Annotated in this window: 19 protein-coding genes; 13 read left to right on the forward strand and 6 right to left on the reverse strand. The window is 61.5% G+C overall.

Features of this window, described 5'->3' with window-relative positions; genetic code table 11:
• Positions 1-77 precede the first annotated feature (77 nt).
• On the forward strand, positions 78-722 hold the full coding sequence (locus C4J91_RS12920; RefSeq protein WP_124362688.1) for an ATPase: 645 nt from the start codon (positions 78-80) through the stop codon (positions 720-722).
• 44 nt (positions 723-766) lie between these two features.
• On the forward strand, positions 767-1,108 hold the full coding sequence (locus tag C4J91_RS12925) for a hypothetical protein (RefSeq protein WP_124362689.1): 342 nt from the start codon (positions 767-769) through the stop codon (positions 1,106-1,108).
• A 129-nt stretch (positions 1,109-1,237) separates the two neighbouring features.
• On the opposite strand, the gene C4J91_RS12930 is transcribed toward C4J91_RS12925, so the two are convergent.
• Positions 1,238-1,984, reverse strand: a complete 747-nt coding sequence (locus C4J91_RS12930) for a creatininase family protein (protein ID WP_124362690.1) — start codon at positions 1,982-1,984, stop codon at positions 1,238-1,240.
• A gap of 30 nt (positions 1,985-2,014) precedes the next feature.
• Positions 2,015-2,743: a murein L,D-transpeptidase catalytic domain family protein gene (locus tag C4J91_RS12935; protein WP_124362691.1), complete on the reverse strand. Its 729-nt coding sequence runs from the start codon at positions 2,741-2,743 to the stop codon at positions 2,015-2,017.
• Positions 2,744-2,781: 38 nt separating this feature from the next.
• Between C4J91_RS12935 and C4J91_RS12940 the strand changes: the two genes are divergently transcribed.
• Positions 2,782-4,383: a murein L,D-transpeptidase gene (locus tag C4J91_RS12940; RefSeq protein WP_124362692.1), complete on the forward strand. Its 1,602-nt coding sequence runs from the start codon at positions 2,782-2,784 to the stop codon at positions 4,381-4,383.
• A 150-nt stretch (positions 4,384-4,533) separates the two neighbouring features.
• Here the strand turns inward: C4J91_RS12940 and C4J91_RS12945 are convergent, their stop codons facing one another.
• Both C4J91_RS12945 and C4J91_RS12950 read right to left on the reverse strand, forming a co-directional pair.
• The gene (locus C4J91_RS12945) at positions 4,534-5,925 is read right to left on the reverse strand and encodes a HAMP domain-containing sensor histidine kinase (protein ID WP_124362693.1); all 1,392 of its coding nucleotides are present in this window, start codon (positions 5,923-5,925) and stop codon (positions 4,534-4,536) included.
• The gene (locus C4J91_RS12950) at positions 5,903-6,586 is read right to left on the reverse strand and encodes a response regulator transcription factor (protein WP_122539638.1); all 684 of its coding nucleotides are present in this window, start codon (positions 6,584-6,586) and stop codon (positions 5,903-5,905) included. Before C4J91_RS12950 ends, C4J91_RS12945 begins: the two co-directional genes overlap by 23 nt.
• A 390-nt stretch (positions 6,587-6,976) precedes the next feature.
• On the opposite strand from C4J91_RS12950, the gene C4J91_RS12955 reads away from it, so the two are divergent.
• The gene (locus C4J91_RS12955; RefSeq protein ID WP_124362694.1) at positions 6,977-7,882 is read left to right on the forward strand and encodes a hypothetical protein; all 906 of its coding nucleotides are present in this window, start codon (positions 6,977-6,979) and stop codon (positions 7,880-7,882) included.
• 224 nt (positions 7,883-8,106) lie between these two features.
• Here C4J91_RS12955 and C4J91_RS12960 read toward each other — a convergent pair whose 3' ends face one another.
• Entirely contained in the window at positions 8,107-9,015 is a 909-nt protein-coding gene (locus C4J91_RS12960; protein ID WP_124362695.1) for a MurR/RpiR family transcriptional regulator, read from the reverse strand.
• An 82-nt stretch (positions 9,016-9,097) separates the two neighbouring features.
• Positions 9,098-9,301: a hypothetical protein gene (locus C4J91_RS12965; RefSeq protein ID WP_124362696.1), complete on the reverse strand. Its 204-nt coding sequence runs from the start codon at positions 9,299-9,301 to the stop codon at positions 9,098-9,100.
• Here C4J91_RS12965 and iolC point away from each other — a divergent pair.
• The 9 genes from iolC (at position 9,300) to C4J91_RS13005 (ending at position 19,389) form a co-directional block, all read left to right on the forward strand.
• Positions 9,300-11,237, forward strand: a complete 1,938-nt coding sequence (gene iolC, locus C4J91_RS12970) for a 5-dehydro-2-deoxygluconokinase (protein ID WP_124362697.1) — start codon at positions 9,300-9,302, stop codon at positions 11,235-11,237. The genes C4J91_RS12965 and iolC overlap by 2 nt on opposite strands.
• 170 nt (positions 11,238-11,407) lie before the next feature.
• Complete coding sequence (gene iolE / locus C4J91_RS12975) at positions 11,408-12,295, forward strand: myo-inosose-2 dehydratase (RefSeq protein WP_124362698.1); 888 nt, start codon at positions 11,408-11,410, stop codon at positions 12,293-12,295.
• Between the two features lie 2 nt (positions 12,296-12,297).
• Positions 12,298-13,086: a 5-deoxy-glucuronate isomerase gene (iolB, locus tag C4J91_RS12980; RefSeq protein WP_124362699.1), complete on the forward strand. Its 789-nt coding sequence runs from the start codon at positions 12,298-12,300 to the stop codon at positions 13,084-13,086.
• Positions 13,087-13,112: 26 nt separating this feature from the next.
• On the forward strand, positions 13,113-13,928 hold the full coding sequence (locus C4J91_RS12985; RefSeq protein WP_124362700.1) for a TIM barrel protein: 816 nt from the start codon (positions 13,113-13,115) through the stop codon (positions 13,926-13,928).
• Positions 13,929-13,938: 10 nt separating this feature from the next.
• Positions 13,939-15,870 carry a 3D-(3,5/4)-trihydroxycyclohexane-1,2-dione acylhydrolase (decyclizing) gene (gene iolD / locus C4J91_RS12990; protein WP_124362701.1) on the forward strand — a complete coding sequence of 644 codons (1,932 nt, stop codon included), beginning with the start codon at positions 13,939-13,941 and terminating at the stop codon, positions 15,868-15,870.
• A gap of 19 nt (positions 15,871-15,889) precedes the next feature.
• Positions 15,890-16,900: a Gfo/Idh/MocA family protein gene (locus tag C4J91_RS12995; RefSeq protein ID WP_124362702.1), complete on the forward strand. Its 1,011-nt coding sequence runs from the start codon at positions 15,890-15,892 to the stop codon at positions 16,898-16,900.
• Between the two features lie 171 nt (positions 16,901-17,071).
• Complete coding sequence (locus tag C4J91_RS13000) at positions 17,072-18,100, forward strand: Gfo/Idh/MocA family oxidoreductase (protein ID WP_124362703.1); 1,029 nt, start codon at positions 17,072-17,074, stop codon at positions 18,098-18,100.
• A gap of 128 nt (positions 18,101-18,228) precedes the next feature.
• Entirely contained in the window at positions 18,229-18,405 is a 177-nt protein-coding gene (locus C4J91_RS27565) for a hypothetical protein (protein WP_163001556.1), read from the forward strand.
• Positions 18,406-18,453: 48 nt separating this feature from the next.
• A complete protein-coding gene (locus tag C4J91_RS13005; RefSeq protein WP_124362704.1) occupies positions 18,454-19,389 on the forward strand; it encodes a sugar ABC transporter substrate-binding protein in 936 nt (311 codons plus the stop codon).
• Positions 19,390-19,397 lie beyond the last annotated feature (8 nt).

A 19,397-nucleotide genomic window follows, 5' to 3' on the forward strand; every position in this document is an offset into this window, starting at 1 on the left:
ATCAAGGATCACAAGTTCTGTTTTTATGGCAAAGGCGCAGAATCCGCTCATCGAAACGCTGCTCAAGGAACTGCGCGATGAGGACAATAATCCAGCTGGCTTTGATGACCCTGATGCTCGGCACTGCGGTGCTGGCCAACCCGGCGATTGCCGATGAGCTGCGTACAGGCCATTTGCTGCCACTCGTTGCTAGCGTAGACTCCCTGCAGCGCGCGCAGTCGGTGGGGGTGTTGTACAGCGAAAACACGCGCGACAACCTCAGCTACCTCGAGCGCTACCACGCCATGGCGCTGAATGGCGCCAAGGATGCCCTGGATGCACGCATTCGCGAGGCGTTCGTCAACAGCTCCGATCCGGAACTGGCCATCGACTGGCTGATGCACTCGCTGCAAGGCACATTTGTCTCGGTCACGGTCTATGCCAGCCTGGATGACTTGGTGCAGGCGCATCCGGACGTGGTGGTGGTGCTCGATACCCATAGCCAGCTGCTGACACCGCGTAATGACGTGGTCGAGGCGCGCTTTACCGCGCGGTTCTATGACGCCGACCTGCAATACATCGCCAAGGCCGAAGGCTCGGTGGATAAGCAGGTGCCGTCGGTGTGGGTGCATGACAAGTCAGCACTTGAGATCGCCGCGCAGATCGAGCAGCAGCGAGATGTACAACAAGATGCCTTGAAGCAGTTCGATGCGTCGCTAAAAGCCTTGGTCCGCGCCGGTTGATACGCGGGCCGATGCAAACCTATCTGTTATTTTCAGGAATGTTTATGCGCTCTTTTTTCGCCCCGGCCCTGGCCTTTGCTTCCCTGCTGCTGACCGGTTGTATCACGGCGCCCAATGCCCCCTCGCTGACCCTGCAAACCACCAAGACCCCTGAAGGCTATGTGCAATGCGTCTTGCCCAAGCTTGAAAAGCACGGCATCACCTCGACCGTGACCCAGAACTCACGCCACGCCAAGGTGCTGTTGACCAGCAAGATCGCGGCCGATGATGTGCTGGAAGCCTACAAATCCCAGGACGGCACCAAGGTGTTCCTGTATGAGCGCAAGCCCCTGGCTTCGGCACTCAAGCCGTCGCGGCTGGAGCAGGCGGCGCAGGATTGCCAGTAATCCCAGGATCACGCTGACCACAATGTGGGAGGGGGCTTGCTCCCGATGGCGGTGTGTCAGTCAGCAAAACTGTAGCTGACCCACCGCTATCGGGAGCAAGCCCCCTCCCACATTTGGATGGCGTTCGATTCAGGGCTTTGCTTCGTGGCTGAAGCTGTTCACCGCCTTGACTAGCCCTTGCGCCGCCAACGCCACTAATTCACCGCCTTTTTCCACCGTCGCCAATGCCGGGTCCGAGCCCATGCGCCCGTCGGGGAAGCGGGCGCGGAAGTCCAGTGCTTCGCGGATCGGCCCGGTGTTGGCGATTTTCGGCGCGTAATCGGCTGACTTGATCGAGTCCGGATAGGCCCATTGCGTCACGGCGATCTCCGACGGCGTCGCATGGCTGCCATGGCCCACCGGGAACTGGCGCTGCGCCAGGTCGGTGACGCCCTCCAAATCCCACCAGTTGACCAGCTTCAGCGCGAAGCCGGCCGGGCGGCGGGCATAGCTGGCTTCGGCATAGAGCTCGGAAAACGCCGCTTCGATAGTGGCAATATTGCCGCCGTGGCCGTTCAGGAACAGGATCTTGTCGAAACCATGCCCGGCCAGCGAGCGCACCCAGTCGCCGATCGCGGCGATAAAGGTGGAGGGGCGCAACGAGATGGTGCCGGGAAAGCCCAGGTGGTGCTGGGCCATGCCGATATTGAAGGTGGGGCCGACCAGGATGTCGGCGTTCTTCTGCGCCTCGACGGCGATGATTTCCGGGCACATCCAGTCGGTACCCAGCAGGCCGGTGGGACCGTGTTGTTCGTTGGAGCCGATGGGGATCACCACCGTGCGGCTGCGCTCCAGAAACTGCCCGATCTCGATCCAGGTGGATTTATGTAGAAGCATGCGACGCTCTCTTTTATCTGTGGGGACAGGCTATCCGCCACGGATTGTACGACTACTCGCCACCTGTTGGGGTTTGCAATTGAGATAGGTCGAAGACTTCAACCAGCGCTGGTCGGGGTACCAGGAGAACATGAACTGCCCGTCCTTGAGCTTGTCCACCACTTGGCGCGCGACTTGCGGGCGCACTGCCGGGCAGCCCTGGCTGCGGCCGATACGGCCTTCGCGCTTGCTCCACAACGGGCTGACGTAGTCGGCGGCATGAATCACAATGGCGCGGTCACGGGCCAGGTCATTGAAACCGGGCTCCAGGCCGTCCATGCGCAGCGAGTAGCCGTGGGTGCCGAGGTAACTTTCCTGGGTGCGGAACAGGCCCAGGCTGGACTGGTGGCTGCCTTCGAGATTGGAGAACGCGGTGGCAAAGTTTTCACCGGATTTGGCACCGTGGGCCACCAGGTCGCGCAGGACCAAAGTCTTTTTGCGCAGATCGAAGATCCACAGCCGACGGGCGGTCGAGGGCTGGGAGTAGTCAATCACTGCCAGGCGATCGGAACGTTCCTCACCGTTACTGACCGCGCACTGCACCGCGTTCAAGGCGCTTTTGAGCACGATGGGATTGAGTTCTGGAGCCGAGCGCGCCAGGCTGCTATACAAAGAAGGAGGGGGGCCATTGGCGGCGAGCGCAACATTGCTCAGTAACGCCAGGCTCCCGGTGATCAAGCCCAGCTTGGTGATGCCGAGCCGGCGGATAAAAGTCAGCATCTACAGTCGATTCCCCGCTGTGGAGTGGAGCTAAGCAATTGTTCAAAAAACACGCATGTTACTTGAGCATTTGCCTGCTCGTTACACCACTGGTCGCCACAGCCGAAACGCTGCCGCTGGAACCATTGCCGGTCACGACGCCTGCACCGGTTGACCTGGCGCCGCTGCAACAGGCGCTGGCGCAGTTGCCCAGTGTCTGCCCGCAGCTCGCGCCGCATATCGATGCTACCGCGCAATTGCGTCTGCAAGCCTTTTACCAGCAGCAGGGCGACACGCCGCTGTGGTCGGATGACGCGCGCCGGCAAGCCTTGCACAGCCAATTGCTGATGCTGGCCGACGATGGCCTGGACCCCACCCACTATAGCTTGCCCACCGCAGATGCCACGGCCAATGTGCTGTGCAGCGATCTCGCGGTCAGCCAGCAATACCTGCAAGCCCTGCAGGACCTGCATTACGGGCGCCTGCAGCAGTCGCGCTTCGAACCGCTGTGGCACGCCCAGCCGCCGGCCGTCGATCCAAACACCGCGTTGCTTGCCTTCGCCGCCACCGGCCTGCGGGACATGGCCCAGGCGTTCGACCAGGCGCGGCCCAGCGCGGATTTGTATCGCAGCCTGCGTAACGCTTATTCCAGCGTGCGCCAGCAGCCGTTGCCGCATTGGGAGGCGGTCGGCGACGGGCCGCTGTTGCGCCCCGGCATGGAAGACCCACGGGTGCCGGAACTGGCGCGTCGGCTCTACAGCGGCGGTTACCTGACCCAGGAACCCAAGGGCAGCGCCAAGCAGTACCGCGTCGAGTTGGTCGCTGCGGTCAAGGCCTTCCAGCTCAGCCATTCCTTGCAGTCCGACGGGGTGATCGGCGCCGGCACCGTGGCTGAACTGAATATCAGCCCGGCGATGCGCCGCGACCAGTTGCGCATCAACCTCGAGCGGTTCCGCTGGCTGGCCCAGGACCTGGAGCCCGAAGGCGTGGTGGTCAACGTCGCGGCCGCGCAACTGAGCGTGTACCAGAGCGGCATTCCGGTGTGGCAAACCCGCCTGCAAGTGGGCCGCGCCGAGCGCCAGACGCCGTTGCTCAAGTCGCGTATCACGCGGTTGACCCTCAACCCCACGTGGACTATTCCACCCACCATCATGCGCGAGGACAAGCTGCCGGCCATTCGCCTCAACCCGGAATATCTGCGCCAGCAGAACCTGCAAGTGCTCGACGCCGAAGGCCACCCGCTGGCACCCGAGCAGGTCGACTGGGCTCACCCTGGCAATATTTTGCTGCGCCAGGAAGCAGGGCCGCGTAACCCGTTGGGCAAGATCGTGATGCGCTTTCCCAACCCGTATTCGGTGTACCTGCACGACACGCCGAGCCAGCCGCTGTTTACCAAGGGGCCACGGGCGTTCAGTTCGGGGTGCGTGCGCGTTGAGCAACCGTTGTTATTGCGCGACCTGCTGGTCAGCCCGGCCGAGCGCACGCGCACCGATGAGTTACTGGCCACCGGCGTGACCCATGAATTCAGGCTGGCCACGCCGGTACCGGTGCTGCTGGGCTATTGGACGGTGGAAGTGGATCGCCAGGGCAGCCTGGTGTACGCGCCGGATATTTACGCGCGCGACCCGGTGTTGATCAAGGCGATGGGGGCTGTGCTGTAGAACAGAATGGCTTGGTAGCAATGTGGAAAAGGCTAGTGTGGGAGGGGGCTTGCTCCCGATTGCGGTATGTCAGTCAGTTTATCTGTAGCTGACACACCCTCATCGGGAGCAAGCCCCCTCCCACATTTGGATCTGTGTTCATTCAGTTAATTATTCCGGCATCAGTTGCTGACGGCATTCCAGCACAAGCCGTGCGCCGCCCAGTTCGCTGGTGCCGACTTCCAGCTTGAAACCGTGCAGGTTGATGATCGCCGCGACAATCGACAAGCCCAGGCCGAAGCCGCCTTGCTGATCACTTTCATCGACCCGGTAAAAGCGCTGGAACACCGAAGCGCGTTCGGCGGTCGGAATACCCGGCCCGGAGTCGAGGACGTCGATCCGCGTGCTGCCCAGGTCATTGACCGCGCGCAGGATCACCTTGCCTTGGGGCGGGGTGAATTTGATCGAATTGCTCAGCAGGTTGGCCAGGGCCTCGAACAACAGGGCGCGGTCGCCGGTAATCCAGGGCAGTGAATCCGGGGTCTGCAGCACCAGTTCCAACTCACCTTCTTCTGCCAGGGGCAGGTAGAAGTCGTGCAGTTCGCGTAACAGCGGCAGTGGGTCCATCAGCAAAAAGCCTGAACGACGCTGGTGGTCTTCCAGTTCGGAAATGCGCAGTAATCCGCGAAAACGTGCCATCAGCGTGTCGGTTTCGGCAATCGCGTCATCGAGTTTCACCGCATGGGCCGAGTCTTCCTCCGCTTGCTGCTTGATGCGGTACAGCTGCGCGCGCAGGCGCGTCAGCGGGGTGCGCAAATCGTGGGCGATGTTGTCGCACACGCCCTTGACCTCGTTCATCAGCTTTTCGATGCGGTCGAGCATGGCGTTGACGATGGCCGCGAGCATGTCCAGCTCGTCGCGCCGGTCGGACAGGGGCAGGCGGTGCGTCAAGTCGCCGGCGACGATGGCTTCGGCGCTCGCCTGGATCCCGCGAATGCGGCGCAGCGGACGCCGGCGCAGCAGGTGCCAGCCGGCGGCGCCAGGGATGATGGTCAATGACACGGCCCACAGCAGGGCATGCCAGATAATCCGGGTCACCCCGAACAACGAACCGTTGGCGCGCACCAGCACCAGCCAACGGCCGTCTTCGGTGTGGGTGGCCACGGCGTCGCAGCTGTCCTTGGGCAGTTTCGGGTCATCGGAGTCGACGCAGTTGGCCAGGGCGTGGATCTTGCCATCCAGGGGCAGGTCGGGCGGTACTGCGCGGATCGGCCCGCTCAAGGGACGAAACTGCTCGTCGAACAGGCCATAGGCATCCACGCCCTTCATGTCGAAAGTCATGCTGGTGGTCAGTGCGTCTACCAGTTCTTCTCCGTCGAAATGCTGGAACAAATGCTGGCGCTGCATCAGCGAATGGCGCGACAGGTCGCTCAGATACCCCGACACCTCGTAATACAGGACCCCCATGAGGATGCAGCTCCACGCCACGAACAGCGAACTGTACAGCGCCAGCAAGCGGCTGCTGGAAGAACGCCAGCCCTTAGAGGGGTTCAGCAATGACATAGCCCGAGCCTCGTACCGTGCGGATCAGCGGCGGCAGGCCCGGTGGGTCGATTTTTTTGCGCAGGCGACCGATATGCACATCGATCAGGTTGGTGCCGGGGTCGAAGTGATAACCCCAGACTTCCTCGAAGATCATCATCCGCGACAGGATCTGCCCGGTGTTGCGCATCAGAAATTCCAGCAACTTGTACTCGGTGGGCAGCAGGCTCAGCGGCTGCTCGGCGCGGCTGGCTTCGCGGCTGATCAGGTTCAATTCGAGGTCGGCCACGCGCAGCGCGGTTTCGAATTCCTTGACCGTGCTTTTACGCCGCAGCAGTACCTCGACGCGGGCGGCCATTTCATCGGACGCAAAGGGCTTGGTCAGGTAGTCATCGCCGCCGGCGCGCAGGCCGCGCACGCGTTCGTCGACATCGGAGAGGGCGCTGATCATCAGGATCGGCGTCGACACCCCGATGGTGCGCAGGGTGGTGACGATGGCCAGGCCATCCAGTTCGGGCAGCATGCGGTCGAGGGTGATCAGATCGTAATCACCACTCACAGCACGGACCAAGCCTTCGCGGCCATTGTCCACCCAGTCTACGTCCAGTCCATGGCTACTCAGCTCGGCGACGATCTCGCGGGCCGTTACGGCGTCATCCTCGATGGTCAAAATGCGGGTCATAGGATTACCTGGTGAGCGTTCACACTAGAAGTGCGGACATTTTGCCAAGAAGTTGCTGAATGTTTCCTAAATAAAACTTCATCTACGCGAAACCGGTACTTCCAAGCCTTGCCCAATTCAGTGTGGGAGGGGGCTTGCTCCCGATAGCGGTGGGTCATTTTGTCAATGCTTAACTAATACACCGCTATCGGGAGCAAGCCCCCTCCCACAGGGAATGCATAACGCCCGCTCTCTATAAGCAATTCTTGCAACTTGCATGGCTTTAGGAAGTTCAATTTAGTTAACTTGCTGAAATATAAGGATTTTATTTTTTGTTTACGCTGGCACGCTGCCTGCACTGTCCTTTTTGAGACTTGTAACACTATTTTTCATGCCTGGAGCAAAACAACAATGATCACATCCTCATCCACGCTGCAAGAGTCGAGCGCGCTCTCCGGGGTTTCCTGGGGGGCGATTTTTGCTGGTGCCGCTGCGGCGGCTGCGCTGTCCCTGATCCTGGTGCTGCTGGGCTTCGGCCTGGGCTTTTCGGCGGTATCGCCGTGGGCCGACAGCGGCATGAGTGCCAAGGGGCTTGGCATTTCCACGATTGTCTGGCTGGCTTTCACCCAAATCGTCGCGTCGGGCCTGGGCGGCTACATTGCTGGCCGGTTGCGCGTGAAGTGGGCCAACATGCATGGCGATGAAGTGTACTTTCGCGACACCGCTCATGGGTTCCTGGCCTGGGCAGTGGCGACGCTGATCACGGCGATGCTGGTGGTCGGTTCGGTCAGCAGTGTGGTCAGCGGCGGCGTGAAAGCCGGTGCCAGCGTTGCCTCGGGTGCCGCCAGCAGCATGACTCAAGCCGCCGGCAACGCAGCAAAAGGCGCACACAGCGGTGATTTCGGCTACTACGTCGACAGCCTGTTCCGCGACGATCGCCCTGCAGCTGTCAGCGATGACGCCGCACATGCCGTGGTCGGTCGCATCTTCGCTCGCACCCTGAGCAATGATGGCCAACTGGCGCCGGAAGACCGTACCTACCTGGCCCAGTTGATCAGCCAGCGCACCAACCTCAGCCAGGCCGATGCCGAAGCGCGTATCGACAAAGTGTATGGCGATGCCCGCAAAGCCATCGAAGATGCCAAGGTCAAAGCCAAGCAAGCCGCTGATACAGCCGCCAAAGTGGCTGCCTATACGTCGCTGTGGACCTTCGTTGCCCTGCTGATCGGCGCGTTCTTCGCCAGCTTCGCCGCCACCTTCGGCGGTCGCCGCCGCGATGCTGTGGTGTACGTCGAAACCGAAACCTACGTTCGTTAATTCAAGGAGAACATGATGCGCTCATTACTGCTGTGGTTCCTCGGCATTCCAATTCCGTTGATCATCCTGATCGCAATCTTCATGCACTAAACCCGAGCATTACTCGGTCCCATGTGGGAGGGGGCTTGCTCCCGATGGCGGTGGAACAGTCGATGCTGCAAGCGACTGACACACCGCCATCGGGAGCAAGCCCCCTCCCACATTTGGTTTGCGGTGAGCCCGCTTCAGTCGTCGAACCCTACCTGCTCGTGAATCTCATCCACTTTCAGTTCCAAGCGATACGCCACCGCAATGAACAATGCCTGGCACAGGCACAACGTCGCGCTCAGTGAGCGGAAGGCGAACGACGAGCCTTCATTGACCAATAACACCGCGTTTGCCCGCTTGGCCAGGGGCGACAGGTTGCTGTCGGTGATGATCAGGGTCTTGGCCTGATGGTGCTGGGCGATGCGCAGGCAGTGCTGGGTCTCTTTGCCGTAGGGCGTGAAGCTGATGGCGATGACCAGGTCATTGGCGCGCACGCTGCGCATCTGTTCGCGGTAGCTGCCGCCCAGGCCCGAGATCAGGTGGATGCGCTTGTTGGTGTGCTGCAGGTTGTAGACCAGGTAATCGGCCACCGCGAATGAGCGGCGCACACCGACCACGTAGATATTGTCGGCATTGACCACCAGGTCCACGGCCTTGTCGAAGGCAACGTCGTCGAGCTCCATCCCCAGGCGCTCGATGCCCGACAGCGTTGCGTTGACGCATTCACGCGCCAGGTCGCCGCCGCTGGCCTTCTGCGACTTATTGGCGATCATGCTGCGGATGCGTTGCTGGTAGTTCTGCACCGGCGTGGTCTTGTGGGTGTACGCCTCGCGAAACAGCGCCTGCATCTCACTGAACCCGCTGAAGCCGAAACGCTGGGAGAAGCGCACGATGGCCGAGGGATGCACTTCGCATTCACGGGCGATGTCGCTGATGCGGTCGACCATGATCCGGTCGCTCTGCTGGCTCATGTAGCTGGCGATGCGCTTGAGTTGGCGCGGCAGGCTTTCGTATTCGTCGGTGATCAGCTGCAACAGGCGTTCGGCATTGATCGGAGGGCTGGCGATCGTATCTTCCAGGTGGGTCTCGGGATCGGTGCGGGACATGGGCAATCCTTCTGGCGTGTTCGTCTGGTGCGCTGATGGGTGGCGCAAGTCTACAGGGTAGGCGTAAAAAAATACCTCGGCATCACGGCCCGCCTGGGCTGCTGAAACGATGCACGACGGCTGCCGCAGCATTATGCTGGCTTATTGGAAAAAATATTCCACTAAAAATAATTATGGAATAAATATTGATTGCGGCCGCCGGACGTTCTAGTCTGCTCCCACCAAGAGCGTTTGCCGTCGCCACGGCGGCACAACGCAGGCTGATAAAAATAACAGGAGCCAGCATGGGCCAGACTCGTTTTGCCAGTGGGCGTCAATTGGATCTGATTTGCCTCGGACGCCTGGGCGTCGACCTCTATGCGCAGCAAGTGGGGGCGCGGCTTGAGGACGTGTCCAGCTTCGCCAAATACCTCGGCGGTTCCTCCGCCAATATCGCCTTCGGCACGGCGCGGCTGGGGCTCAAGTCGGCCATGCTCAGCCGCGTGGGCGACGACCACATGGGCCGCTTCCTCCTGGAATCCCTGGCCCGTGAAGGCTGCGACGTCAGCGCTGTCAAGGTCGACCCGGAACGCCTCACCGCCCTGGTGCTGCTCGGCCTCAAGGACCGTGAAACCTTCCCCTTGGTGTTCTACCGCGAAAACTGCGCCGACATGGCCCTGCGCGCCGAAGACATCAGCGAAGCCTTCATTGCCTCCAGCAAGGCGCTGCTGATCACCGGCACGCATTTCTCTACCGATGGCGTGTACAAGGCCAGCATCCAGGCGCTGGATTACGCGGCCCGGCACAACGTCAAGCGCGTGCTCGACATCGATTACCGCCCGGTATTGTGGGGCTTGGCCGGCAAGGCTGATGGCGAGACCCGTTTCGTCGCCGACCAGCAGGTCAGCGAGCATGTACAGAAGATCCTGCCGCGCTTCGACCTGATCGTCGGCACCGAAGAAGAATTCCTGATCGCCGGCGGCAGTGAAGACTTGCTCACCGCACTGCGCAAAGTGCGTGAACTGACGTCCGCGACCCTGGTGGTCAAGCTCGGCCCACAGGGCTGCACGGTGATCCATGGCGCTATCCCGGAGCGCCTGGAGGACGGGGCGATCTACCCCGGCGTGCGCGTGGAAGTGCTCAATGTGTTGGGCGCCGGCGATGCGTTTATGTCGGGCTTCCTCAGTGGCTGGCTCAACGACGCAACCGATGAGCGTTGCAGCCAGTTGGCCAATGCCTGCGGCGGCCTGGTGGTGTCGCGCCACGCCTGCGCGCCGGCCATGCCCACACCTGTCGAGTTGGAATACCTGTTCAACAGCCCGGTGCCGATTACTCGGCCGGACCAGGACGCGACCCTGCAACGCCTGCATCGCGTCAGCGTGCCGCGCAAAACCTGGAAGCAACTGTTCGTGTTCGCCTTCGACCACCGCTGGCAGCTGGTCGACCTGGCCCAACGCGGCGGCCAGGATCTGGCGCGCATCAGTGATGCCAAGCAACTGTTTATTCAGGCCATCGAACGCGTCGAGAAAAAACTGGCTGATCAGGGCATTGAAGCCGACGTCGGCCTGCTCGCCGACCAGCGCTTTGGCCAGGACGCGCTCAACGCGGCCAGCGGCCGGGGCTGGTGGATCGCCCGCCCGGTGGAAGTGCAGAACTCGCGGCCCTTGGCGTTCGAGCATGGCCGCTCCATCGGCAGCAACCTGATCGCCTGGCCTCAGGAACAGATCATCAAGTGCCTGGTGCAATTTCATCCCGATGACGCGCCGCTGCTGCGCCTGGAACAGGAAGCGCAGCTCAAGGCGGTGTACGAGGCGTCGATTGTCAGCGGGCATGAACTGCTGCTGGAGGTCATCCCGCCCAAGGATCACCCCTCGACCTATCCCGACGTGCTCTACCGCAGCCTCAAGCGCCTGTACAACCTGGGCATCTACCCGGCGTGGTGGAAGATCGAGGCGCAATCGGCCGAGGACTGGCAAAAGCTCGACGAACTGATCGAAGAACGTGACCCGTACTGCCGGGGTGTGGTGCTGTTGGGCCTGAACGCCTCGGCCGAATGCCTCGCCGACGGCTTCCGGCAAGCCAGCCGCAGCACGACCTGCCGAGGTTTTGCCGTGGGCCGCACGATCTTCCAGGAACCGAGCCGCGCGTGGATGGCGGGGGAGATCGATGATGAAGTCCTGATTCAGCAGGTACAGGCTACCTTCGAACAGCTCATCAACGCTTGGCGCAGCGCCCGAACCTGATCACAGTTCCAAATATGCAATGCAATTCCAATGTGGGAGGGGGCTTGCTCCCGATAGCGATAGTTCAGTTACAGGAGTGTTGCCTGACACACCGCTATCGGGAGCAAGCCCCCTCCCACATAAAGCAGAAGCAGATCTCAGTGATACCTGAAAACAATAAAGGTGCAGCCATGCCCGCAATCCGAATTGGCATCAACCCGATCTCCTGGAGCAACGACGACCTGCCGGCCCTCGGCGGTGAAACGCCGCTGAGCACCGCCTTGAGCGAAGGCAAGGAAATCGGCTACGAAGGTTTTGAACTCAACGGCAAATTCCCCAAGGACGCCAAAGGTGTCGGCGACGTACTGCGTCCCTACGACCTGGCGCTGGTGTCCGGCTGGTATTCCAGCCGCCTGGCGCGGCGTTCGGTGGCTGAAGAAATCGAGGCCATCGCCGGCCACGTCGAGTTGCTCAAACAGAACGGCGCGAGCGTATTGGTGTATGGCGAAGTGGCCGATTCGATCCAGGGTTCGCGCATCCGTTTGATCGAACGCCCGCGTTTTCACAGTGAACAGGCGTGGCAGGCCTATGCCGACAAACTCACAGAACTGGCGCGGTTCACCCTGTCCCAGGGCGTGCGCCTGGCTTACCACCACCATATGGGCGCCTATGTCGAATCGCCCGAGGATATCGATCAGTTGATGGCACGCACCGGCCCGGAAGTCGGCCTGCTGTTCGATTCGGGCCACTGTTACATGGGCGGCGGCGAACCCCTTGAGGTGCTGCGCAAACACATCGCGCGCATCTGCCATGTGCATTTCAAGGACGTGCGCAAACCCGTGGTGCAACTGGCGCGCAACCAGATGTGGAGCTTTCCCGACTGCATCGTCAACGGCACCTTCACCGTACCCGGCGATGGCGATATCGACTTTGCCGAATTGCTCGATGTGCTGTTGGCCGCCAACTACGCGGGCTGGCTGGTGGTCGAGGCCGAGCAGGACCCGGCCGTGGCGCCCAGCTACATCTATGCAAAAAAGGGCTATGACACCTTGCGTGCGCTGCTCAACGAGAGGACTTAACCATGAGCTTGCTGGTCAAGAGCAATAAACGTGGGCAAACCATGGTCGCCCTGGAAGCCGGGCGCCTGGAGTATGTGGGCTTTAGCGCCTATCGCCTGAGCCTGGGCGAAACCTTGCCGGTCAGCGCCGGCGATAAAGAACTGTGCCTGGTGCTGCTCAGCGGCCGGGTGAATATCGAAGGCGAGGGCTTCGACTGGCAGAACCTGGGGGACCGTCAATCGGTATTCGAGGACAAATCCCCGTTCGCCGCCTACCTGCCGCCGGGCACCCAGGCCCTGGTCAGCGCCTTGAGTGACGTGCAGATCGCTGTCTGCGCCGCGCCCGGTGCGAGCGGTTACACCCCGCGCCTGATCCGTCCGGAGCAGTGCAAGCGCAGCGTGCGTGGCAAGGGCGCCAACACCCGCTACGTGTGCGACATCCTGCCCGACAGCGAGCCGGCGCATTCGCTGCTGGTGGTGGAAGTGCGCACGCCGTCCGGGCATTCGTCGAGCTACCCGCCGCACAAGCACGACCTTGATGACCTGCCGCACCAGAGCTTTCTGGAAGAAACCTACTACCACCAGGTCAACCCGCCCCAGGGCTTCGTGTTCCAGCGGGTCTACACCGACGATCGCAGCATCGACCAGGCCATGGCCGTGGAAAACAGTGACCTGGTGGTGGTGCCCAAGGGCTATCACCCGGTCAGCGTGCCGTACGGCTACGAGTCGTATTATCTGAACGTGATGGCCGGCCCCAAGCGCGCCTGGCACTTCCATAACGACCCGCAGCACAGTTGGCTGCTGGACCTCTGAACGGTTTTGCATGGAGAACAACAACAATGAAGTCGCCGTTACGTTTTGCCCTTAACCGCATGGTCGCGCCCAACCTGTCCCTGCCGGATTTCATCCAGTTGGCCGTGGCCTTGAAGTGCGACGCCATCGAGATCCGCAATGACCTCAAGGACCGCCAGATCGAATACGGCGCCCCGGCCAGCCGCGTGCGCCAATTGTGCGCGGCCCAGGGCATCAAGGTGCTGTCGATCAACGCCTTGTACCCCTTTGATGTGTGGAATGACGAGCGCCGTGCCCAAGCGATCGAGCTGGCCACCTATGCCCGGGAATGTGGCGCGCAAGGCCTGGTGATGTGCCCGTTCAACGAGCCGGGCGACACCCGCAACGAAGCCCAGCGCGCCGCCGGTTTGCGCACGGCGCTAAGCGAGTTGGCGCCGATCCTGCGCGAGCACGGGATTCTCGGTTTTATCGAACCGCTGGGCTTCGAAGAATGCGCCATGCGCCGCAAGCGCGTGGCGGTGGACGCGATCCAGTCCATCGGCGGCCTGGATGTGTTCCGCCTGGTGCACGACACCTTCCATCATCACTTGGCCGGCGAGCACGAGTTCTTCCCTGAGCTGACCGGGCTGGTGCACATCTCCGGCGTGGAAGATGCCGAGGCGCCGCTCAATTCGATCCGCGACGGCCACCGCGTGCTGGTGGGCGAGGGCGACATCCTCGGTAACGCCGCGCAGATCGACACCTTGCTGAGCACTGGCTACAGCGGCCACCTGTCGTTCGAGCCGTTTGCCACAAGTGTGCATGAGCTGGCGGATATCCAGCAGGCCTTGGGGGCAAGCATCGCCCACCTGCAAAAACGTTAAGGGGCGCGACATGACCACAACCCGACTGACCATGGCCCAGGCCCTGGTGAAGTTCCTGGATAACCAATACATCGAAGTCGATGGCGTGCAGAGCAAATTCGTCGCCGGCGTGTTCACGATATTCGGCCACGGCAATGTGCTGGGCCTGGGCCAGGCGCTGGAGCAGGACAGCGGCGACCTGGTGGTGCATCAGGGCCGTAACGAGCAGGGCATGGCCCACGCTGCCATCGGTTTCGCCAAGCAGCACCTGCGGCGCAAGATCTACGCGTGTACCGCATCGGTCGGGCCCGGCGCGGCAAATATGCTCACCGCCGCGGCGACCGCGACGGCCAACCGTATTCCGTTGCTGCTGTTGCCGGGCGATGTCTATGCCAGCCGTCAACCGGACCCGGTGCTGCAACAGGTCGAACAGTTCCACGACTTGAGCATCAGTACCAACGATGCATTCCGTTCGGTGAGTAAATACTGGGACCGCATCAACCGTCCCGAGCAACTGATGACGGCGGCGATTCATGCGATGCGCGTGCTCACCGACCCCGCCGACACCGGCGCGGTGACCTTGGCCCTGCCCCAGGACGTGCAGGCCGAAGCCTGGGACTATCCCGACTATTTCCTGCAAAAGCGCGTGCACCGTATTGAGCGTCGCCCAGCCACCGCCGCGATGCTTGGCGATGCGTTGGCGGCCTTCAGCGGCAAGCGCAAACCGTTGATCATCTGCGGTGGCGGGGTTAAATACTCCGGCGCGAATGCCGCGTTGCAGGCCTTCGCCGAGCGCTTCGATATTCCCTTCGCCGAAACCCAGGCGGGCAAGAGCGCGGTGGTGTCCATCCACCCGCTGAACGTTGGCGGCATTGGTGAGACCGGCTGCCTGGCGGCCAACCTGCTGGCGCCCGAAGCGGATCTGATCATCGGCATCGGCACCCGTTATACCGACTTCACCACGTCGTCCAAATCCCTGTTCAAGCACGCCGAGGTAAAGTTTCTCAACCTCAATATTTGCCCCGGCGATGCGTTGAAACTCGACGGCGTGCAAGTGCTGGCCGACGCCAAGGTTGCCCTCGAAGCGTTGGCCGATGCCCTCGGTGATTACCGTTCCGGCTGGGGCGAGCAGATTGCTGATGCCAAGGCGCAGTTGGATGCCGAAGTGGACCGCGTGCATCAGGTCGAATACCACGGTGATGACTTCGTGCCGGAAGTCGACGACCACCTGGACCGCGCGGTACTGCGCGAATTCATCGAGCTGACCGGCTCATGCCTGACCCAAAGCCGAGTGCTTGGCGTGCTCAACGCGACGCTCGCCGATGACGCAATCATCGTCGCCGCCGCTGGCAGCCTGCCCGGCGATCTGCAGCGCGCCTGGCGCAGCAAGGGCGTCAACACCTACCACGTCGAGTACGGCTATTCGTGCATGGGCTACGAGATCAACGCCGCCCTTGGTGTGAAGCTGGCCGAGCCGAGCAAAGAGGTGTACGCGCTGGTCGGCGATGGCTCCTACATGATGCTGCATTCGGAGTTGGCCACCTCGATCCAGGAGCGGCGCAAGATCAACGTGGTGCTGCTCGACAACATGGCCTTCGGTTGCATCAACAACCTGCAGATCGGCAACGGCATGGACAGCTTTGGCACCGAGTTCCGCTATCGCAACCCCGAGAGCGGCAAGCTCGACGGCGGCCTGGTGCCGGTGGATTTCGCCATGAGCGCGGCGGCTTACGGCTGCAAGACCTACAAGGTCAGCAGCGTGGAACAGCTTGAAGCGGCTCTGGCCGATGCGCGTACTCAAACCGTGTCGACCCTGATCGATATCAAGGTACTGCCCAAGACCATGGTGCACGGCTACCTGTCGTGGTGGCGGGTGGGCGTGGCGCAGGTGTCCACCAGCGAACGCACCAACGCCGCCGCGAAAAAACTCAATGAACACCTGGCCAAGGCCCGGCAGTACTAATAACAAGAGGAGTGTTTGTATGTCGTTGAAGCTTGGAGTGATCGGTACCGGTGCCATCGGCCGTGACCATATTCGTCGTTGCAGCCAGACCCTGCTCAATAGCCAGGTGGTGGCGGTCACCGATATCAACCTGGAACAGGCGGCTAAGGTGGTGGCCGAGTTGAAGCTGGACGCCGAGGTATACCCGGATGGTCACGCGCTGATCAACTCGCCGCAGGTGCAAGCCATACTGGTGACCTCGTGGGGGCCGAGCCACGAGGAGTTCGTGCTCGCCGCCATCGCTGCGGGTAAACCGGTGTTCTGCGAGAAACCCCTGGCCGTGACCGCCGAAGGCTGCCGCAGGATCGTCGAGGCCGAAGTGGCGCACGGTAAACGTCTGGTGCAAGTCGGGTTCATGCGCCCTTACGACGAAGGCTATAGCGCCTTGAAAGCCGTGATCGACAGCGGCCAGATCGGCGAGCCGCTGATGCTGCACTGCGCGCATCGCAACCCGACGGTGGGCGAAAACTACAAGACCGACATGGCGATTACCGACACCCTGATTCACGAACTGGATGTACTGCGTTGGCTGCTCAATGACGACTACGTCTCGGTGCAGGTGGTGTTCCCGCGCAAGACCAGCAAAGCCCTGGCCCACCTGCGCGACCCGCAGATCGTGCTGCTGGAGACCGCCAAGGGCACGCGCATCGACGTCGAAGTGTTCGTCAACTGCCAGTATGGCTACGACATCCAGTGCGAAGTGGTGGGGGAGAGCGGCATCGCCAAATTGCCCGAGCCTTCCCAGGTGCAACTGCGCAGCGAGGCCAAGCTGTCGAATGCGATTCTGATGGATTGGAAGGACCGGTTTATCGGCGCCTATGACGTGGAATTGCAGGCGTTCATTGACAGCGTGCGGGCCGGGCAGGTGGGCGGGCCGTCGGCGTGGGATGGCTATGCGGCAGCGGTGGCGGCGGATGCGTGTATTGAAGCGCAGGGCAGTGGGCAGATCGTCAAGGTCAGCCTGCCAAACCGACCACACTTCTACGGCTGATCACAATTTCACAGGTGCAACCGGGTCAATGTGGGAGGGGCGGTGCGACGATTCGACTTGCTCCCGATGGCGGTGTATCAGGTACAGATTTATTGACTGATACTCCGCTATCGGGAGCAAGCCCCCTCCCACATTTTGATTGGGTTAGCACTTCAAGTAAGGGGTGAATTTATGCGAATCGGACTGGTCGGCTATGGCCATGGAGGGCGCTTTTTTCATGCGCCACTGATTGCAACATTGCCGGGCGCCACGTTTGTGGGGGTGGTGACCCGTTCACCCGAGCGGCGTCAGCAACTGAATACCGATCTACCAGGGGTAAAGGCCTTCGACAGCATCGGCCAGATCGTCGAAGCCGGCGTCGATGCCCTGGTCATCTCCACCACCCTCAAGGGCCGCCCGGCGCTGGTGCTGGAAGCCATCGAACATGGCGTGGCGGTGGTCAGCGATAAGCCCTTCGCCGCTAACGCCGAGCAGGCCCAGGCCTTGATCACCGCCGCTGAACGCCAAGGTACGCTGCTCAGCGTCTATCAGAACCGACGTTGGGACTCGGATTACCTGACCCTGCGCAAACTCATCGATGCCGGTGCCTTGGGTGAGATCACCCGTTTCGAGTCCCGTGTCGAACGCTACAGCCCGCAGGCCGTGGGCAATGCCAGCGGCGGCGGCTGGTTGCGCGACCTAGGCAGCCATTTGGTGGATCAGGCCCTGCAATTGTTCGGCCCGGTGGACAAGGTATTCGCTCAATTGCAATTCACCCCTGAGCACCCCAACGTCGATCACGGCTTCTTCGTGTCCCTGACCCACGCCAATGGAGTGGTTTCCCATTTGTGGGGCAACGCCCTGCAGAACTGCCAGGCCCCGCGTTTTCGCGTCAGCGGCACCTTGGGTTGTTACACCGTGGACGGGCTGGATGGCCAGGAAGAAGCATTGATGGCCGGCAAGTCGCCGAAAACCGAAGGCGAGCACTGGGGCGCGGAGGAGCATCGACGCTGGGGCTGGTTCGAACAGGGGCCGGAACGCGAGCGAGTGCCCTCTGAAAAGGGCTGCTGGACCCAGTTCTATCGGCAGTTGCAAACGGCGGTGCAAGGCCAGGGCCCATTGCCCGTGGACGCCTATGACGCGCTGGAAACCACCCGTATATTGGACGCCGCACGCCTCAGCGCCGAGCGCCAGCAGGTGGTTGCAACAAAAATAGAATAAAATTCTAAAACAGGTTGATATGGAAATTATTTTCCAATAAAGTCTTTTCCAGGTTGCATAAAGTACGTCTTGGGCTCGACCCCGGCGACTCAACAAAAACAAGATCAAAAACAACCAGGTACCGTCAGATGAAAATCTTCAACGCTGTACTGCGAGTTTTACGCCCTGCCCACACGCCACGCGCACTGCCCCGCGCCCGGCCGTTCTACTTCTCCTTCCTCAATGTGCTGTGCGTCGAAAACCAGGGCGCGCTGGTCTGCTGCATTCCAGGCGCGCCGGTGGTGCGGGTGCCCGCCGAGCGCTGATAAACGCAACGTCCATAAAACCAACAAGAAAGTGGAGACAGACCGTTCATGAAGACCCCGATTCGTTTTACCGCGCTGGCCCTGTCGATGCTCCTCGCCAGTGGCGTCGCCACGGCCGCCGACATCAAGGTGGGCGTGAGCATGTCCGCCTTCGATGACACCTTCCTCACCTACCTGCGCGAAGACATGGACAAGCAAGCCAAGTCCTATCCCAAGGGCGACGGCGTGCAACTGCAGTTCGAAGACGCCCGCGCCGATGTGGTCAAGCAACTGAGCCAGGTCGAGAACTTTATCAGCCAGAAAGTCGACGCCATCATCGTCAACCCGGTGGACACCGCCTCGACAGCCAACATCATCAAGGCCGCCACCGCAGCGAAAATTCCGCTGGTGTTCGTCAACCGCCGTCCCGACCAGAAAGACTTGCCCAAGGACGTGGTCGCGGTGACGTCCGATGACGTTGAAGCCGGCAAGCTGCAGATGCAGTACATCGCCGAAAAACTCGGCGGCAAGGGCAAGATCGTGATCCTGCTCGGCGACCTGGCGAACAACTCCACCACCAACCGCACCAAGGGCGTGAAGGAAGTGTTGGCCAACTACCCGGGCATCAAGATCGAGCAGGAACAGACGGGTACCTGGCTGCGCGACAGGGGCATGACCCTGGTCAACGACTGGCTGACCCAGGGCCGTGAGTTCAATGCCGTACTGGCCAACAACGACGAAATGGCGATCGGCGCGTCCATGGCGCTCAAATCGGCAGGCACCAAACCCGGCACCGTGTTGATCGCCGGGGTTGACGGCACGCCGGACGGCCTCAACGCAATCACCAAGGGAGAGATGGCCGCCTCGGCGTTCCAGGATGCCAAGGGCCAGGCCGTGGGCTCGGTGGAAGCGGCGCGCAAGATGGCCAGGAACGAGCCGGTGGAGCAGAACGTGGTGATCCCGTTCAAGCTCATCACGCCGGACAACGTCAAAGACTTCAAGTAGCCCTGACC

The organism is Pseudomonas sp. R3-52-08, assembly GCF_003851745.1.
In the GTDB taxonomy this organism is placed as follows: domain Bacteria; phylum Pseudomonadota; class Gammaproteobacteria; order Pseudomonadales; family Pseudomonadaceae; genus Aquipseudomonas.

Bases quoted from the DNA above. Each gene is read 5' to 3' on its own strand.
- C4J91_RS12920 (WP_124362688.1), top strand. From the start codon at position 78: ATGAGGACAATAATCCAGCTGGCTTTGATGACCCTGATGCTCGGCACT.
- C4J91_RS12925 (WP_124362689.1), top strand. From the start codon at position 767: ATGCGCTCTTTTTTCGCCCCGGCCCTGGCCTTTGCTTCCCTGCTGCTG.
- C4J91_RS12930 (WP_124362690.1), bottom strand. From the start codon at position 1,984: ATGCTTCTACATAAATCCACCTGGATCGAGATCGGGCAGTTTCTGGAG.
- C4J91_RS12935 (WP_124362691.1), bottom strand. From the start codon at position 2,743: ATGCTGACTTTTATCCGCCGGCTCGGCATCACCAAGCTGGGCTTGATC.
- C4J91_RS12945 (WP_124362693.1), bottom strand. From the start codon at position 5,925: ATGTCATTGCTGAACCCCTCTAAGGGCTGGCGTTCTTCCAGCAGCCGC.
- C4J91_RS12950 (WP_122539638.1), bottom strand. From the start codon at position 6,586: ATGACCCGCATTTTGACCATCGAGGATGACGCCGTAACGGCCCGCGAG.
- C4J91_RS12955 (WP_124362694.1), top strand. From the start codon at position 6,977: ATGATCACATCCTCATCCACGCTGCAAGAGTCGAGCGCGCTCTCCGGG.
- C4J91_RS12960 (WP_124362695.1), bottom strand. From the start codon at position 9,015: ATGTCCCGCACCGATCCCGAGACCCACCTGGAAGATACGATCGCCAGC.
- iolC (WP_124362697.1), top strand. From the start codon at position 9,300: ATGGGCCAGACTCGTTTTGCCAGTGGGCGTCAATTGGATCTGATTTGC.
- C4J91_RS12965 (WP_124362696.1), bottom strand. From the start codon at position 9,301: ATGCTGGCTCCTGTTATTTTTATCAGCCTGCGTTGTGCCGCCGTGGCG.
- iolE (WP_124362698.1), top strand. From the start codon at position 11,408: ATGCCCGCAATCCGAATTGGCATCAACCCGATCTCCTGGAGCAACGAC.
- iolB (WP_124362699.1), top strand. From the start codon at position 12,298: ATGAGCTTGCTGGTCAAGAGCAATAAACGTGGGCAAACCATGGTCGCC.
- C4J91_RS12985 (WP_124362700.1), top strand. From the start codon at position 13,113: ATGAAGTCGCCGTTACGTTTTGCCCTTAACCGCATGGTCGCGCCCAAC.
- iolD (WP_124362701.1), top strand. From the start codon at position 13,939: ATGACCACAACCCGACTGACCATGGCCCAGGCCCTGGTGAAGTTCCTG.
- C4J91_RS12995 (WP_124362702.1), top strand. From the start codon at position 15,890: ATGTCGTTGAAGCTTGGAGTGATCGGTACCGGTGCCATCGGCCGTGAC.
- C4J91_RS13000 (WP_124362703.1), top strand. From the start codon at position 17,072: ATGCGAATCGGACTGGTCGGCTATGGCCATGGAGGGCGCTTTTTTCAT.
- C4J91_RS27565 (WP_163001556.1), top strand. From the start codon at position 18,229: ATGAAAATCTTCAACGCTGTACTGCGAGTTTTACGCCCTGCCCACACG.
- C4J91_RS13005 (WP_124362704.1), top strand. From the start codon at position 18,454: ATGAAGACCCCGATTCGTTTTACCGCGCTGGCCCTGTCGATGCTCCTC.